The organism is Microbacterium marinum (assembly GCF_014204835.1).
GTDB lineage: Bacteria > Actinomycetota > Actinomycetes > Actinomycetales > Microbacteriaceae > Microbacterium > Microbacterium marinum.
The window spans coordinates 1,699,100-1,714,329 of sequence record NZ_JACHMD010000001.1; the positions used below are offsets into that span (position 1 = coordinate 1,699,100).

Here is a 15,230-nt window from a genome sequence, read left to right on the forward strand (position 1 = left end):
GGGCCGGATGCCGCTCCTCACGATTAGAATCGGGGTCATGAGCACCCCGATCGACAGCCCCGACCAGGGCGGCCTCGCCACTCTCGACCGTGAGCTCGAGGAACTCATCCGCGAGGAGACGATCGAGCCGGGCGACCACGAGCGGTTCTCCCACTACGTCAAAAAGGACAAGATCCTCGAGTCGGCGATCACCGGCAAGCCCGTGCGGGCGCTGTGCGGAAAGAAGTGGACGCCCGGGCGCGACCCGGAGAAGTTCCCGGTGTGCCCCACGTGCAAGGAGATCTACGCGTCGATGACGTCGTAGACCGTCGGCAGCGCGGGGTCGGCGCGGCTGAGCGCGAGCGCCATCACCGGCAGCTCCTCTCGCACGCGCAGGTGGTGCGCACGAGCGGCTGCGACACCGTCTGCTCCCTCGTGCGCGACGTCGATGTCGCCGCCTTCGACCAGCGTCACCTGCAGGGCGCGCGCATCTGCGCGATCACGGGCGGCGGGCGACTGCTCGAAGCCGTCGGCCACGACGATCGACTCCGCGGTGGCGACGCCGTGGGGATCACGCAGTCGGAACGCCGTCTTGCGCCCGCCCACTGAGGCTTTCGACGTCGACGCCTTCGCCACCGAGACCCAGCCGCCGTCGTTCGCCTGGCGGGCGACGAGCTTGTAGACCATGCCCGCGGTCGGCGACCCCGAGCCGGTGACGACGGATGTCCCGACCCCGTAGGAGTCGACGGGGGATGCCGCGAGAGCGGCGATCGCGAACTCGTCGAGGTCGCTCGTGACCGTGATCTTCGTCGACGTCGCGCCGAGGTCGTCGAGCTGGGCGCGAACGGAGGCGGCGACGGTCGGGAGGTCCCCGGAGTCCAGTCGCACGCCGCCGAGTTCGGTCCCGGCGACGGCGACGGCGGTCGCGACGCCCTGGGCGATGTCGTAGGTGTCCACGAGCAGGGTGGTGTTCACGCCGAGCGATGCGATCTGGCTCCGGAACGCGTCCTCCTCGGTGTCGTGCAGGAGCGTCCAGGCGTGAGCCGCGGTGCCCATCGTGGGGACGCCCCAGGCGCGTCCGGCCTCGAGGTTGCTGGTCGCTGAGAAGCCGGCGATGTACGCGGCACGGGCGGCGGCGACGGCGGATCGCTCCGCGGCACGTCGGGAGCCCATCTCCGCGAGCGGGCGGTCGCCGGCGGCGATGCTCATCCGGGCGGCGGCCGTCGCGACGGCCGAGTCGTGGTTGAGGACGCTCAGGGCGAGGGTCTCGAGGATGACCGCTTCGGCGAAGGTGCCCTCCACCGTGAGGATGGGGGAGCCGGGGAAGTAGATCTCGCCTTCGCGGTATCCCGTGATGGAGCCCGTGAAGCGGTAGTCCTCCAGATAGCGGATGGTCTCGCGGCTGACGACACCGTTGTCGCGCAGGAAGGCGATCTCGGCCTCGTCGAAGCGGAAGTCCCGCAGGAGGCCGAGCAGGCGGCCGGTCCCGGCGACGACACCGAAACGACGCCCGCCGGGGAGGCGCCGACCGAACAGCTCGAAGACGCATCGGCGCGCCGCCGTGCCGTCCCGGAGGGCGGCGTCGAGCATCGTCAGTTCGTACCGGTCGGTCAGCAACGCCGTGGGGGTGCTCATGCGGAAACTCTATCCAGCGCCCGGAGTAGGCTGGACGACCGTGACGGACGCACCCATTGGGATCTTCGACTCCGGGGTCGGCGGACTCACGGTGGCGCGAGCGGTCTCGCAGCTCCTGCCGCGAGAGTCGATCGTCTACATCGGTGACACCGCGCACTCGCCCTACGGGCCGAAGCCGATCGCGGATGTCCGCCGGTACGGCCTCGAGGTACTCGACACCCTCGTGGACGAGGGCGTGAAGATGCTCGTGATCGCCTGCAACACGGCATCCGCCGCTCTCCTGCGCGACGCGCGCGAGCGGTACGACGTCCCCGTCGTCGAAGTGATCGGGCCGGCCGTGCGGACCGCGGTGTCCACGACGCGGAACGGACGGATCGGTGTCATCGGGACATCCGGCACGATCGGATCGGGCGTCTACCAGGACATGCTCGGCGTCGACGAGCGTCTGACGGTCTTCGCGCAGGCGTGCCCGCGCTTCGTCGACTTCGTGGAGGCAGGCGTCACCGACACGCCCGACGTGCTGCGCGTGGCCGAGGAGTACCTGGCGCCGCTGCGGCATGCGGGCGTCGACACCGTCGTCCTCGGGTGCACGCACTACCCCTTCTTGGAAGGGGCCATCAGCTATGTGATGGGACCGGACGTGTCCCTGGTCTCGAGCGACACCGAGACGGCGAAGGACGTCTACCGTCAGCTCGTCTCGCGCGACCTCCTCGCCGGGCCCGAGGCTCGGCCCACACACGTGTATGAGGCGACGGGTGAGTCCGCGGAGGACTTCATCCGGCTCGCCGACCGTCTCATGGGTCGCGGCGTCAGCGCCGTCCGTCTCGTGCAGACCGGTGCGATCGACCTACCGAAGGGAACCCCATGACCGCGACCACCCGTGCCGACGGCCGCTCCGTCGACCAGCTGCGCCCTGTCACCATCGAACGAGGGTGGAGTGCTCACGCCGAAGGGTCGGCCCTGATCTCGTTCGGGGGCACCAAGGTGCTGTGCACCGCCTCGTTCACGAACGGCGTTCCGCGGTGGCTCACCGGCAAGGGGAAGGGCTGGGTCACGGCGGAGTACGCGATGCTGCCGCGGGCGACCAATTCGCGCAACGACCGCGAGTCGATCAAGGGCAAGGTCGGCGGCCGCACCCACGAGATCTCGCGCCTCATCGGCCGCGCGCTGCGCGCCGTCGTCGACACCAAGGCGCTCGGAGAGAACACCATCGTCATCGACTGCGACGTGCTGCAGGCCGACGGCGGCACGCGTACCGCGGCGATCACCGGAGCGTACGTCGCCCTCGCCGATGCCATCGAGTGGGGTCGCGCGAAGGGCTTCGTCGGCAAGAATGCGAAGGCCCTCATCGATTCCGTCTCGGCCGTGTCGGTGGGCATCATCGACGGCGAGCCGATGCTCGACCTTGCATACGTCGAGGACGTCCGCGCCGAGACCGACATGAACATCGTCGTCACCGGTCGCGGGCTCTTCGTCGAAGTCCAGGGGACGGCTGAGGGCGCCCCCTTCGACAAGCGCGAGCTCGACGCGCTGCTGGAGCTCGGGGTCGCGGGCTGCGGCTCGCTGCGTGACGAGCAGAGCGCGGCGCTGGCGGCATCCTGATGACGGATGCCACACCTCGGCGTCAGGTCGTCCTCGCGACGCACAACGCGCACAAGGTCGAGGAGTTCGGCGCGATCGTCGCGGCGACGCGTCCCGACCTCGAGGTGATCGGTTACGACGGTCCCGAGCCGGTCGAGGACGGCGTGACCTTCGCGGCGAACGCGCTGATCAAGGCGCGAGCGGCAGCGGCGCACACCGGCCTGCCTGCGATGGCGGACGATTCCGGCATCAGTGTCGACGTGCTCGGCGGCTCGCCCGGGGTGTTCTCCGCGTACTGGGCCGGGCACCGCAAGGACGGCGTCGCCAACTACGAGCTGCTCCTCGATCAGCTGTCCGACGTCGCCGACCCGCATCGCGCGGCTCAGTTCGTGTCGACGATCGCCCTCGTCGTGCCCGGTGGTGCCGAGCACGTCGTCGAGGGTGTGTGGCGCGGACGGCTCGCGACCGCGCCCCGGGGTGAGAACGGCTTCGGGTACGACCCCGTGTTCCTGCCGGACGATGCCGACGGCCGTTCCGCCGCCGAGCTCACCCCGGAAGAGAAGAACGCGACCTCGCACCGGGCGCGCGCCTTCGTGTCGTTGGCTCCGCTGCTCAGCGCGCTGTGACCTGAGGCGCTGAGCCTGAGAATCGGACTCATTCCCGAGTTCGCCGATCAGGCGGATCGGGCGGCCGCGCCGTCGTAGCCTCGAGTCATGCACGACCACGCGCCCGCCGGCATCCGCTCCGGGCACCCTCGTCGCCTCCTCGCGATCTCGCTCGGGATCACCGCGACCGTGCTCGTGGTGCAGGTGATCGGCGCGGTGCTGACAGGCTCGCTCGCCCTCCTCGCGGACGCCGGACACATGTTCACGGACAGCTCGGGCCTCGTGATCGCTCTGATCGCGGCGTCGGTGGCGGCGCGACCAGCCGATGAGCGCCAGACGTACGGGTATCAGCGGGCGGAGGTGTTCGGAGCCCTGCTGAACGCGGTCATCCTGATCGCGCTCGGCGCCTGGATCGCCGTCGAAGCCGTTCGGCGCCTGATGAGTCCCGCAGACGCCGAGGTGCAGGGCCTGCCGATGCTCGTGGTGGCGATCATCGGCCTCGTCGCCAACGGTGTCTCGCTCTACGTTCTGAGCAGCGCACAGCGGACGAGCATCAACGTGCGAGGAGCCTATCTCGAGGTGCTCGGCGACCTCCTGGGGTCTGTCGTCGTGCTCGTCGCTGCGGCGGTCATCTGGGTGACGGGGTGGATGCCGGCCGACGCCGTCGCCTCGCTCGTCATCGCGGCGCTGATCGTCCCCCGGGCGATCAGCCTGCTGCGCGAGGTCTTCGCCGTCTTGGGTGAGCGCGCGCCGGCGGGCACGCGCGTCGCGGACATCCGCGACCACATCCTCGGGACGGAGGGCGTGGTCGACGTGCACGACGTTCACGTCTGGCAGCTCACGCGCGGCGCGCCCGTGTTCACCGCCCACGTGGTGGTCGCACCGGAGCTGTTCGCCGACGAGGGGGCGGGGGAGCTGCTCTCGCGCCTGCAGACGTGTCTGTCGCACCACTTCGATGTGGCGCACTCGACCTTCCAGCTCGAGCCCGCGGGGCATATCGAGCACGACGCTCACGCCTGATGCGTGGCGCTCAAGCTTCGGCTTCCACCTCCGCGGGTGCCTTATCGGGTCGGATGCCGCGCCAGCGGGCATGCCGCAGGGTGCCGTTCGGCGTCGCCTCGGCGTACTCGACCTCGCCGACCACTTCCGGCCGGACCCACAGGGCGTCGGACGCCTCGACCGCACCGATGTCGACGAACGGGTTCACGTCGTCGCGCAGCGGTTCGAGGAGTGCCGTCAGTCGCGCCAGCGTCGCGTCACTGAAGCCCGACCCGACCCGGCCCACGTAGCGGAGGCCGTCCGGCCCCGGGATTCCCATCAGCAGCGAACCGATCGTGCCGGATCGACCGCCCTTGCCGGGACGGATGCCGCCGATGACCACGTCCTGCATCAGCGTCAGCTTCACCTTCAGCCAATGCTCGCTCCGCTGCCCCCTGCGGTAGGTCGACGACGGGTCCTTCACCACGACGCCTTCCAAGCCGAGCCGCTCCGCCGTCGCGAGGGCGTCGTCGACGTCGTCCGCGACGGGAGGGACGACGATCGCGTCGATCGCGCTGCCTGCCACCGCCTCCAGGAGCTCGCGACGCTGTGCGAGGGGGAGCGGGGCGGCATCCGTCCCGTCGATCTCGAGCACGTCGAACAGCATGAACTGCACGGGGATCCGCCGGGCCTCGCGCTCGATCTCGGCTCGCCCGGTGAGATGTATCCGGTGCTGCAGGAGGGAGAAGCTCGGCCGATTCCGTTCGTCGAGCGCGACGATCTCGCCGTCGACCACGCACGGTCGCGTTCCCAGACCGGCATCGATCGCCGTCAGCTCGGGGTATCGGCCGGTGATGTCTGTCCCGCTGCGGGCACGGAGCTGCAGTCGCGCGCCGTCCCAGATGCCGATCGCCCGAACACCGTCCCACTTGAACTCCACCCACGGTCCCCAGCGCTCGGCGGCGCGGCGCGCGAGCGGGGGTGTGGACGAGCTCGCGAGCATCGGAGCGAGGTCGCGTGGCCCGGGAGCGGTCCTGTCGACCCCGCGGGGGGACCGCGGGCGGGCCGGCGGGCCGGCGGCATCCGTCTTCATCCGGTGCAGGAGCCACTGCGACTTCTCACCGCTCCCGCTCGTGCGGATGAGGGCGAGTCGCGCCGAGCCGAGGGGGCCGTCGTCCCGCCCGGTCGCGGTGAAGATCACTTCGTCATCGCGCCACTTCTCCAGCGTGAACGTGCCGGCGTCCCAGATCGACATCGACCCGGCGCCATACTCGCCGGCGGGGATGTCACCGGCGAAGTCGAGATACTCCATCGGATGCGGTTCGGTCATCACGGCGAGGTGGTTCTTCGAGGGCGAGTCCGGGATGCCGCGGGGCACCGCCCAGCTGACGAGTACCCCGTCCCGTTCCAGTCGCAGGTCGTAGTGGAGCCGGCGGGCGTGATGCTCCTGGATGACGAAGCGGGAGGCATCTCCCTGGCGGGCCGCGGCGGGGGAGTCAGGCACAGGCTCGGGGGTGCGCTCGGCCGATCGCTTCGCGATGTACGACGTCAAGGGTCCGCCTCCGGCAGGCGCGAGTGCGGCGAACAGATCGCCGCGCTCCGCGACGCGGCTGAGCACCTCGTCGAGAAGGAGGTGCCGGAGGTCGGGGTCCGCCAGTTCGTCCCAGGAGCGGGGAGCGGCGACGGTGGGACGGTCTCGACCGCGGAGCGAGTACGGTGCGATCGTCGTCTTCTTGCCGTTGTTCTGGCTCCAGTCGAGGAACACCTTGCCGGGCCGGAGCGCCTTCGACATCTGACTGACCACGAGGTCGGGATGGTCGGCCTCGAGGGCGCGCGCGAGTTCCTTGGCGAACGCGCTGATCTCCTCGCTCGTCCGCGAACCGTCGAGCGGCGCGTACAGGTGGATGCCTTTGCTCCCACTGGTGACCGGCAGCGGTGCCATGCCGAGGTCTTCGAGGATCGCCTTCGCCCATCGAGCGACCTCGGCGCACTCGGTCAGTCCGATGCCGGGACCCGGGTCGAGGTCGAGGACGAGACGGTCGGGACGCTGTCGTCGCCCCTCCTCGTCGAAACGCCACTGGGGGACGTGGAGCTCGATGGACGCGACCTGGGCGAGGTACACGAGGGTGGGGATGCCGTCGGCGAGCGGATAGTCCTTCGCGCCCGTCGAGTGCTCGATGGGCCGGCGTGCGACCCAGGACGGCGCGCCCGCTTCGAGGTGCTTCGCGAAGAACGACCCTTCGCCGGTGCCGTCGGGCCATCGGATGCGGGTGATGGGCCGCCCGTCGAGGTGCGGCAGCATGACGGGGGCCACCCGGGTCAGGTAGTCGATCACCTCGCCCTTGGTCGTGCCCGTCTCGGGGTACATGACCTTGTCGAGATTGGTGAGCCGCAGGCGACGTCCGTCGACGACGACGTCCTGCGGAGCGGCTGGCATGCGCCCAGATTAGTGCGCAACCCCTATGGCGGCGGGCTGTGACGGGTGTCTACTGGTGGGATGAGAGCGATCTGGAAAGGTGCGCTGACCTTCGGGCTCGTGAACGTCCCCGTCAAGGTGTACTCGGCGACGGAGGACCACGACGTGTCGTTGCACCAGGTGCACGCGGCCGACGGCGGTCGCATCCGATATCAGCGGATCTGCGAGATCGACGGCGAGGTGGTGCCGTATGCCGACATCGACAAGGCCTACGACGACGGCGAGCGGACAGTGGTCCTCACGTCCGACGACTTCGCTGCGCTCCCCAGTGAGCGCAGCCGTGAGATCGAGGTCGTCGAGTTCGTGCCGACCGAGCAGATCGACCTGCTGACCCTCGACAAGGCCTACTACCTCGAACCCGACTCGAGCTCTCCGAAGGCGTACGTTCTGCTGCGGCGGACACTCGAACAGACCGATCGCACCGCGATCGTCCGCTTCGCGCTCCGCCAGAAGACGCGGCTCGCCGCGCTCCGCGTCCGGGGCGACGTGCTCGTGCTGCAGACGCTCCTGTGGGCCGACGAGGTGCGGGAGGTGTCGTTCCCGTCGCTGGAGGAGACGGTGCGGATCTCCAGCAAGGAGCTCGAACTCTCGGCATCCCTCGTCGACAGCTTCTCGAGCGACTTCGACCCGACCGAATTCACCGACGAGTACCAGCAGGAGCTGCGCACGCTGATCGAGGCGAAGCTCGAGAAGGGCGACGCGTTCGACACCGCGGAGACGTTCGGTGAGAAGACGGATGCCGCGGGCGGCGAGGTCATCGACCTGATGGAGGCCCTGCGGGCCAGCGTCGAGAAGAGCCGGGCCGCGCGGTCGGGCAAGGCCGCTGCCGGCGACGACGCGAAGCCCGCGGCGAAGAAGAAGCCGGCGAAGAAGAAGGCATCGTGAGCGACGCCTGAGTCAGCGGGTCGGGCGCTCGTCGTCAGGGCGCTCGTCGAAGGCCTCGCGCTCGAGGACGAGCTCCTGCGCCTCAGCCGCGTCGGTCACGCCGTCGGGACCGGCCGCCATCTCACGGCGGACCTTCCGCTTCTCGGCGAAGTAGTGCCAGACGATGAAGACGATCGTCCCGGCGACAGCGACGAGCAGGATCACGTCGATGTACTCGGCGACGAACTCGCCGACGCCCGGGATGAGGCTCACGAGGTAGCCGATCACCGTGAGCCCGAAGCCCCAGAGGACGGCGCCGATGAGGTTGTACAGCGAGTACTTGTGCCACGACATCTTGCCGACGCCGGCGGCGACGGGTGCGAACGTGCGCACGATGGGCACGAAGCGCGCGAGGATGACCGTCACGCCGCCGTACCGCTCGAAGAACGCGTTGGTGCGTTCGACGTTGCTGCGGCTGAACAGGCCCGATTCCTTGCGCTCGAACACCGCCGGTCCGCCCTTGCGGCCGATCAGGTAGCCCACTTCTCCGCCGACGAACGCGGCGAGGCCGATGAGGAGGCCCACCACCCACACGTTGACGCCGAAGACGCCGTTGGGTGCGTGGGTCACCGGGTTGGAGAGGAGCCCCGCCATGATCAGCAGCGTGTCGCCCGGGAGGAGGAAGCCGACGAGCAGACCCGTCTCGGCGAAGACGATGAAACAGACCACGACGAGGGCCCACGGGCCGGCCGCGTTGATGATCGTCTCGGGGTCGAGCCAGGGGATCAGAGCGAAAGGGTGCACGGGGCTTCCTCGGTGACGGCACGCCAGGACGGCGCGGTGGTTCGGGATGCAAGGGTGACGCAGCGGACTGCCTCGTGCGGAAGGTGGGACTTGAACCCACACGCCCGAAGGCACAGGAACCTAAATCCTGCGTGTCTGCCGATTTCACCACTCCCGCGAGTGCGTTCAGTCTAGGTGTCCGAGCCCGCGAGTCCGGTGAGCGGCCCCTCGCTCCCGCGGGGCGTGTGGATAACTTCGTCCGCCTGGCGAGGCCGTTGGAATGATCGCTGACCATGAGCTTCGCGACCGTGACAGGCCCCCGGACAGGGCTCGACGTCGTCGCCGAGCGCGTGCGGGAACGACTCCGCTCGGAGGAGGTCGATCCGGCTCGTGACCCCGACCGCGCCGCGCACATCGCGCGCAGCGAGGTGCGTCGGCACAACGACTTCGCCCTCGCACGCGGCGTCGACGTGATCGACGACGAGGCGGCATCCGTTCGTGCCCTCCTCGCCTCCGTCGCAGGCTACGGGCCCGTGCAGGCGCTGCTCGACGACCCGGAGGTCGAGGAGATCTGGATCAATGCGCCGGATCGCATCTATGTCGCCCGAGGTGGCCGGAGCGAACGAGCCCCGCTGGTGCTCAGCGAGACCGCGGTGCGAGACCTCGTCGAGCGGATGCTGCAGGCCACGGGGCGCCGCGTCGACCTCAGCCAACCGTTCGTCGACGCCTCCCTTCCCGACGGCTCACGCCTGCACGTCGTGATCCCGGACACTGGCGGAGTCAAATATTCGTAAGTGCACAATTCCCCGGCTCGCCGATGGTGAGTCCCCATCCTCTCTAAAGTAATCGGGCCACCCGTGCGCTTCGATGAGCGCTCATCACGGTCGGCGGCGCTCCCGTCCATCTCTCGTCACAGGCCCACGCTGGCTCGTACACGCATCGAGACACCGAGGCCGACGAGGACGCCGAGTGGGTCCGGTCGAGTGGATTCGCACGGTCCCAGTGAACGACGCGTACTGGGAGAACGGGGCTGTTTGCGAACCAGAACAGCGCCTGCACGCTGCGACAGGAACTCTCCCTCGACCGCATTGACCAGCACTTCGACGTGATAGCGAAGGCGAGTGAGTTTCTCGCAGCGCTATCGGTGCCAGGCCCTGCGTCGCAGCATCTGCATGTCGGTGCTACCTGGTTCCAGTCCTTCGTCGATGAATCCGGCGCGCTCGGCGACATGCCGCGCTACTGTGCTCGCCGGTCGGGTGCGTACGACGATGTCCACTCCGGTTGCGACGAGCGGCGCGATCTCTATAGCGCGGTCGAGTACGATCCTGGCCAGACCACGGCCCTGGGCCGCTCTGGCGAACCGGTAGTAGACGTTGAGCACTGGCCGGCCGGCCAGCGTGTGGTGCTGGATGCCGCCGAGGCCCGCGAGCACCCGGTCGGCGTCATCGCTGTCGGCTCCCGCGACGCCGTCGGGCCACACCGCGCTCGGCACGAGCACCGCCCAATAACCGAACCCGTGCTCGGCCCAGTGGGCGCGCATCGGGGCGAGGAACCTGGCGGTGTGATCGGGGTCGGGATGGGTCTCCTGCGGGTCGTGCCGATAGACGGCTGGGTCGCGGTGGACGGCGAACACCCCCGGAACGTCGGCGTCGGCGGGTGGGCGCAGCAGCACGCCGGACGCATCTGTGATCCGCCCCCACCGGACCCCGCTCGGGGTCATGAGCTGAAGGTGACGACTACGACGAGGATCGCGACCAAGACATCAAGCACTCCGCAGAATTCCGCGAGGTGACGGCTCACCACTCGGCGGGCGCGATGGTGGTAGAAGTCCCACGCCGCGTGACCGAGTAGCGCAAGCGCCACGAGCAGGCCCCCGACCGTCGGAGCAAGTTGCAGGACGAGCAGCGCAGCGGCGCCCATCACGAGCATCGCTGCCGTCTGGAGCGGCAGCGACCATTAAGGCAAGGGTGTTGAGCCGCTCACCTCGCGACGCGGGCGGTCATGCCGCATTGGTACCGCTTGTTGGGCAGTGATGCTGTCGCCCCGCCCATCCCCCGCTCGGTTGCGCCCTGCATCGGTCGGTGCGGTGGTGAGGACGGCGAGCCGTTCGGTTGAGCGGGTCATCGCGACGTACCGGTCGACCGCGCCGGTGATGCCGTCGCCGAACTTCTCCGGATCGACGATGATGACGAGGTCGAACTCGAGTCCCTTCGCCCCCTCGGGATTCAGCGATCGCACGCGCCCGGAGCCGGTGAATCCGGGATCGCCGATGACACAGGCGACGCCGTCGGCGTGATCGTCCAACCACTCGGTCAGGATCGCGTCGCGTGCGGTCGCCGCGGCGAAGGCGACCGGGATGCCGCTGCTGCGCACCGAGGTCGGCACATTGGCCTCCGGGATGGCGGCGCGGATGAACGGTTCGGCGACCGCCATGATCTCCTCGGGCGTGCGGTAGTTGATGTTGAGCGACGACTGGCGGACGTCCCGGAACCCAATCCGCTCCAGGCGTTCCTGCCAGGTCCCGGGGAAGCCGTGCCTGGCCTGGGCGCGGTCGCCGACGATAGTGAAGCTGCGCGACGGGCAACGGCGCAGCAGCATCCGCCACTGCGCGTCGGTGAGCTCCTGCGCCTCGTCGACCACGATGTGGGCGAACGGACCCGCGAGCAGGTCAGGGTCTGCAACCGGTGGCGCGTCCACGCCGGCGAGGACGTTCTGCGCGTCCTGACCGCGCAGAATCGACATGATCCGCATCTCGCTGTCGTCGCTCTCGACGAGATCCTCGATCACGTGCGACATCTGGTCCTGGGCGGCCGCGACGACCGCTTCGCGGCGATGCCGGCTCCGCACGTCCTCCGGGTCGCCGATGCGCCGGCGGGCGGCATCCAGGAGCGGAAGGTCGGCGAGAGTCCACGCGTAGGGGTCCGCACGCTGAAGCAGTTCCACGTCGTCGGCGGAGAGCTGCGGAGCGCATCGCCGGAGGAGGTCGGGCGACGACCACAAGCTCGCGACGAGGCCGGCGGGGTCCAGCAACGGCCATGCTCGCACGAAGACGCTGGTGAGCTCGTCGTCCTGCCGCAGCCAGCGCTGCACCACGTGCGCCGGGACCTCCGGATTGTCCAGCTGAGCGGCAAGAATCTCCAGCACCTCCTCCCACACCTCGTCGCGCGCCTCGTTGACCGGGGCGCCGGGGTCCGCGGCGTCGAAGGCCTCGTCCCACTGGGCTCTGCCGATGATCAGATCCGCCCACGGCGTCTCGACCTGGACCGCTCGGCGCGGCGGACGGACCCGGGCCCGCAAGACCGCCTCGATCAGCGCGGCCGCATCCAACGTCTCTTTGAGCCTGGCCACGCGCGGGTCGGGCTCGTCGCAGGCGGCGGCGCCTTCGGGGACGAGATCGCGCAGCGTGCACATCCGCACGTTCTCCTCACCGAGGCTGGGCAGCACGTCCTCGACGTAGGCGAGATACGCCGGGGTGGGGCCGACGAACAGCATCCCGCCCCCGCCCTGGGTCAGACGCGGCTCGGAGTAGAGCAGGTGCGCGGCCCGGTGCAGGGCGACGACGGTCTTGCCGGTGCCGGGTCCGCCGTCGACCACGAGGGCGCCACGGGAGTCGGTCCGGATGATGGCATCCTGGTCGGCCTGGATCGTCGCGAGCACGTCCCGCATCCGTGACGACCGGTGCGCGCCGAGAGTGGCGATGAACGCCGACTGATCATCGAGTGCGGCATCGTTCTCGAGCCCTGCAGCGGTGAGCGCCTCATCCCAGTAGTCGGTCACCCGTCCGCCGGTCCACCGGTAGCGGCGCCGGCTGGCAAGCCCCATCGGGTTCTGCAGCGTGGCGGCGAAGAATGGCTCGGCGGCGGGAGCCCGCCAGTCGGTCAGAAGCCGCCTACCGTACCCGTCGGTCAGCCCGGTTCGTCCGATGTAGACGGGAGGGCCACCATCGGCCGCGCTCATCCGTCCCAGGCACAGATCGATGTCGAACCTGCGCAGCATCCGCAGGTGAGCGGTCAGCCGATGGATCTCCAGATCACGTTCCATCGCCGCCTGCCCCGAGCCGCCCGGAGACCGGCGCAATTCGTCGAGCCTCGCGGTCGTCTGCGCTCGTTGGCCGGCGAGGCTCGCGGCGATCGCCGCGAACTGGTCACGGTCGGCCCCGATGAGGGCCGGATCGCCTTTCGCGGCGAGGCGTTCGGGCAGATCGAAGACGTCGTGTCCGGTCCTGTTCATGCGTTCTCCGAGCTCGTCAACGACTCGGCCACGGAGGTGTCCGCCTTCTGCGGTGCCCGCGCGTTCCTCAGCGCCACGCTGGCGGCGATCAGCGCTGCCGCCATGAGCGCGACCGGCACCCAGAGGGCGAACTGGACGGCCCCGGCGACCTGTGGCGCGATGACGGCGAACTCGTCCCGGTCCAGCACGAGCAGCGCGCCGATGCCCTCTCCCGGGAGGTCCGGGAGGCGGGCGGCGAGCTGCCAGGTGAGCACGACGGAGACGACGGCGATGCAGATCGCGCTGGAGATGTAGTTGATGACGCCGAGCACGGTGGCCATGGCGGGGATGGCAGGCCCGTCGAGGGCGCGGGTGGCGACCGTCGACATCGGCATGATGGTGAACCCCGCCCCGACCGCGACGGTAGTCCACAGCGCGACCAGCATCCACGCGGGTGTGTCCGTGCCCATCAGCAGAAGCAGCGCGGTCGTGGCTACCGTGGCGACGGTCAGGCCGGTGCCGATGACCTTCAGCGGTGCGACGCGGTCGATCAGGCGTCCGGAGATCTGGATGGCGATACCCGCCGCGAGTCCGGCGGGGGCCACGAACAGTCCCGCGGTGGTGGCGCTCTCGCCGCGCACGACCTGCCAGTACAGGGGCACCAGGAGCATGCCCGCGCCCCAGCCGCTCGTGAACAGGAACAGCACGATCGCGGCGGACCCGGTGAACGGCCTGGTCAGCACGCGGATGTCGAGGAGCGGTGCGTTCGCGCGGAGCGCGTGCCAGATGAAGAACGCGATCAGCCCGAGCCCGACGCCGACCGGGAGCAGCACCTGGGCGGTCAGCAGGCTGGAGCCCGCGAACGAGGTCCCGAGGACGAGCAGCGCCATCGCGGGCGGGAGTAGCAGCAGCCCGCGCACATCGAGGGGGAGGGCAGGGCCCTTCGGTGTCTTCGGGAGGTTGCGCAGTCCGAGGAGGAGGCTGGCGATCCCGAACGGCACGTTGATGAGGAACATCCACCGCCAGGACAGGTTGTCCAGCAGCAGCCCGCCGACCACCGGGCCCAGGACGGGTCCGATGAGGACGGGGAGCCCGAGCACCGCCATGATCCTGCCGCGCTGCTCGCCCGGCGTCGCAGCGAGCGCGAGCGTCATGGACGCCGGCATGACGAACCCGCCGCCGACGCCCTGCACGACGCGGAAAGCGATGAGCGACTCCGGGCTCCACGAGGCGGCCACGAGCGCGGATCCGGCAGTGAACAGGCAGATCGAGACGAGGAACACGCGTCTGGCGCCGAACCGTGCGATCGCCCACGCGGTCGCGGGCATGACCGTAGCCAGCGCGAGTGTGTATCCGGTGACGACCCACTGGATCATCGTCAACGGCGCACCGGTGTCCCGGGTCAGCTGCGGTATCGCGATGTTCACGATCGTCATATCGATGCCGATCAGCACCGTGCCGACGATCACCGTCAGAGCCACCGTGAGCGGGCTGGCAGAACGGCTTTGAGACATAATTCCCCTTGCGAAGTCGAGTGTTCGGCGCGGCAGTCAACGATCTTCCCTCGCGAGGGGGGTCTTGCGGCAAGCCCCCGTCTCCGCTATATTCTGAAAATGCGGGGGGAAGTCTGTCCTCCATCGCAGCTCCCGAACACCCGGTTGAGCCAACATGCTCGCGCATCCCCGATCATGCGAGTGCCTACCTTTGTGTCGCATTGACGTATACCGTTCGTCCGCGCCACTGCCAGCGCGGAGGCCCTGTTCGCACCAGCGATCCGGACCCACCTGATCGAGCACCACGGCGGCGGTCACACCGCTGCCAGCTACGAGGCCTGCACGTACTCATCCTCGCGAAGGCGATGAGACCTACGACTCGCCCCCTGTCGAGGCAGTCAGGTACGGGCGAGCTCGGTTTCGTAGTCGTCTGCGCGAGGGAATCGCGGCCGTGTCGAGGGAATCGAGGCTGTGGGTTGAAGTCTGGCCCGTCACGGTTTGTTCACGAACGATCGCAGCGAACTCTTCCTCCTCCCCGCGGTGGTCGTATGGCCATGCGTCGACGAGCGTGAACGGGATGGGCACGTACCTGAACGCGTCGACGCCGACGTGAGACTGGTGCCAACG

The 15,230-nt window shown here is 69.3% G+C and carries 14 protein-coding genes and 1 tRNA gene; 7 read left to right on the top strand and 8 right to left on the bottom strand.

Features of this window, described 5'->3' with window-relative positions:
- Window positions 1-37: 37 nt before the first annotated feature.
- Complete coding sequence (locus tag BKA24_RS08140; RefSeq protein WP_184216880.1) at window positions 38-304, top strand: DUF3039 domain-containing protein; 267 nt, start codon at window positions 38-40, stop codon at window positions 302-304.
- On the opposite strand, the gene BKA24_RS08145 is transcribed toward BKA24_RS08140, so the two are convergent.
- Window positions 283-1,614, bottom strand: coding sequence for a nicotinate phosphoribosyltransferase (locus BKA24_RS08145; protein ID WP_184216882.1), 1,332 nt, complete (start codon window positions 1,612-1,614; stop codon window positions 283-285). The two genes, BKA24_RS08140 and BKA24_RS08145, sit on opposite strands and share 22 nt — an antisense overlap.
- 40 nt (window positions 1,615-1,654) lie before the next feature.
- Between BKA24_RS08145 and murI the strand changes: the two genes are divergently transcribed.
- The 4 genes from murI (at window position 1,655) to BKA24_RS08165 (ending at window position 4,820) form a co-directional block, all read left to right on the top strand.
- Complete coding sequence (gene murI, locus BKA24_RS08150) at window positions 1,655-2,482, top strand: glutamate racemase (RefSeq protein WP_184216884.1); 828 nt, start codon at window positions 1,655-1,657, stop codon at window positions 2,480-2,482.
- A complete protein-coding gene (rph, locus tag BKA24_RS08155; RefSeq protein WP_184216886.1) occupies window positions 2,479-3,216 on the top strand; it encodes a ribonuclease PH in 738 nt (245 codons plus the stop codon). The genes murI and rph overlap by 4 nt, the downstream gene beginning before the upstream one ends.
- Window positions 3,216-3,821 (top strand): RdgB/HAM1 family non-canonical purine NTP pyrophosphatase, encoded by a 606-nt coding sequence (gene rdgB / locus BKA24_RS08160; RefSeq protein WP_184216888.1) that lies wholly within the window; start codon window positions 3,216-3,218, stop codon window positions 3,819-3,821. The genes rph and rdgB overlap by 1 nt, the downstream gene beginning before the upstream one ends.
- A gap of 87 nt (window positions 3,822-3,908) precedes the next feature.
- Window positions 3,909-4,820 carry a cation diffusion facilitator family transporter gene (locus BKA24_RS08165; RefSeq protein WP_184216890.1) on the top strand — a complete coding sequence of 304 codons (912 nt, stop codon included), beginning with the start codon at window positions 3,909-3,911 and terminating at the stop codon, window positions 4,818-4,820.
- Window positions 4,821-4,830: 10 nt separating this feature from the next.
- On the opposite strand, the gene BKA24_RS08170 is transcribed toward BKA24_RS08165, so the two are convergent.
- Window positions 4,831-7,215, bottom strand: a complete 2,385-nt coding sequence (locus tag BKA24_RS08170) for an ATP-dependent DNA ligase (protein WP_184216892.1) — start codon at window positions 7,213-7,215, stop codon at window positions 4,831-4,833.
- A gap of 60 nt (window positions 7,216-7,275) precedes the next feature.
- Between BKA24_RS08170 and ku the strand changes: the two genes are divergently transcribed.
- Complete coding sequence (ku, locus tag BKA24_RS08175) at window positions 7,276-8,139, top strand: non-homologous end joining protein Ku (protein WP_184216894.1); 864 nt, start codon at window positions 7,276-7,278, stop codon at window positions 8,137-8,139.
- A gap of 12 nt (window positions 8,140-8,151) precedes the next feature.
- Here ku and BKA24_RS08180 read toward each other — a convergent pair whose 3' ends face one another.
- Together BKA24_RS08180 and BKA24_RS08185 are read right to left on the bottom strand one after the other, a co-directional pair.
- Window positions 8,152-8,922, bottom strand: a complete 771-nt coding sequence (locus BKA24_RS08180) for a VTT domain-containing protein (RefSeq protein ID WP_184216897.1) — start codon at window positions 8,920-8,922, stop codon at window positions 8,152-8,154.
- Between the two features lie 75 nt (window positions 8,923-8,997).
- Window positions 8,998-9,079: transfer RNA gene (locus BKA24_RS08185), tRNA-Leu, on the bottom strand.
- Between the two features lie 115 nt (window positions 9,080-9,194).
- Between BKA24_RS08185 and BKA24_RS08190 the strand changes: the two genes are divergently transcribed.
- Entirely contained in the window at window positions 9,195-9,695 is a 501-nt protein-coding gene (locus BKA24_RS08190) for an ATPase, T2SS/T4P/T4SS family (protein ID WP_184216899.1), read from the top strand.
- A gap of 344 nt (window positions 9,696-10,039) precedes the next feature.
- Here the strand turns inward: BKA24_RS08190 and BKA24_RS08195 are convergent, their stop codons facing one another.
- From BKA24_RS08195 to BKA24_RS08210, 4 genes are read right to left on the bottom strand one after another with little or no spacing between them, the layout of a single operon-like run.
- Entirely contained in the window at window positions 10,040-10,573 is a 534-nt protein-coding gene (locus BKA24_RS08195; protein ID WP_184216901.1) for a GNAT family N-acetyltransferase, read from the bottom strand.
- A gap of 44 nt (window positions 10,574-10,617) precedes the next feature.
- The gene (locus tag BKA24_RS08200; protein ID WP_184216903.1) at window positions 10,618-10,830 is read right to left on the bottom strand and encodes a hypothetical protein; all 213 of its coding nucleotides are present in this window, start codon (window positions 10,828-10,830) and stop codon (window positions 10,618-10,620) included.
- Between the two features lie 27 nt (window positions 10,831-10,857).
- Window positions 10,858-13,131 carry an RNA polymerase recycling motor ATPase HelR gene (gene helR, locus BKA24_RS08205; protein WP_184216905.1) on the bottom strand — a complete coding sequence of 758 codons (2,274 nt, stop codon included), beginning with the start codon at window positions 13,129-13,131 and terminating at the stop codon, window positions 10,858-10,860.
- Window positions 13,128-14,624 carry a DHA2 family efflux MFS transporter permease subunit gene (locus BKA24_RS08210; RefSeq protein WP_184216907.1) on the bottom strand — a complete coding sequence of 499 codons (1,497 nt, stop codon included), beginning with the start codon at window positions 14,622-14,624 and terminating at the stop codon, window positions 13,128-13,130. Before BKA24_RS08210 ends, helR begins: the two co-directional genes overlap by 4 nt.
- Window positions 14,625-15,230: the final 606 nt, after the last annotated feature.

Bases quoted from the DNA above. Each gene is read 5' to 3' on its own strand.
- BKA24_RS08140 (WP_184216880.1), top strand. From the start codon at position 38: ATGAGCACCCCGATCGACAGCCCCGACCAGGGCGGCCTCGCCACTCTC.
- BKA24_RS08145 (WP_184216882.1), bottom strand. From the start codon at position 1,614: ATGAGCACCCCCACGGCGTTGCTGACCGACCGGTACGAACTGACGATG.
- rph (WP_184216886.1), top strand. From the start codon at position 2,479: ATGACCGCGACCACCCGTGCCGACGGCCGCTCCGTCGACCAGCTGCGC.
- rdgB (WP_184216888.1), top strand. From the start codon at position 3,216: ATGACGGATGCCACACCTCGGCGTCAGGTCGTCCTCGCGACGCACAAC.
- BKA24_RS08165 (WP_184216890.1), top strand. From the start codon at position 3,909: ATGCACGACCACGCGCCCGCCGGCATCCGCTCCGGGCACCCTCGTCGC.
- BKA24_RS08170 (WP_184216892.1), bottom strand. From the start codon at position 7,215: ATGCCAGCCGCTCCGCAGGACGTCGTCGTCGACGGACGTCGCCTGCGG.
- ku (WP_184216894.1), top strand. From the start codon at position 7,276: ATGAGAGCGATCTGGAAAGGTGCGCTGACCTTCGGGCTCGTGAACGTC.
- BKA24_RS08190 (WP_184216899.1), top strand. From the start codon at position 9,195: ATGAGCTTCGCGACCGTGACAGGCCCCCGGACAGGGCTCGACGTCGTC.
- BKA24_RS08200 (WP_184216903.1), bottom strand. From the start codon at position 10,830: ATGCTCGTGATGGGCGCCGCTGCGCTGCTCGTCCTGCAACTTGCTCCG.
- helR (WP_184216905.1), bottom strand. From the start codon at position 13,131: ATGAACAGGACCGGACACGACGTCTTCGATCTGCCCGAACGCCTCGCC.
- BKA24_RS08210 (WP_184216907.1), bottom strand. From the start codon at position 14,624: ATGTCTCAAAGCCGTTCTGCCAGCCCGCTCACGGTGGCTCTGACGGTG.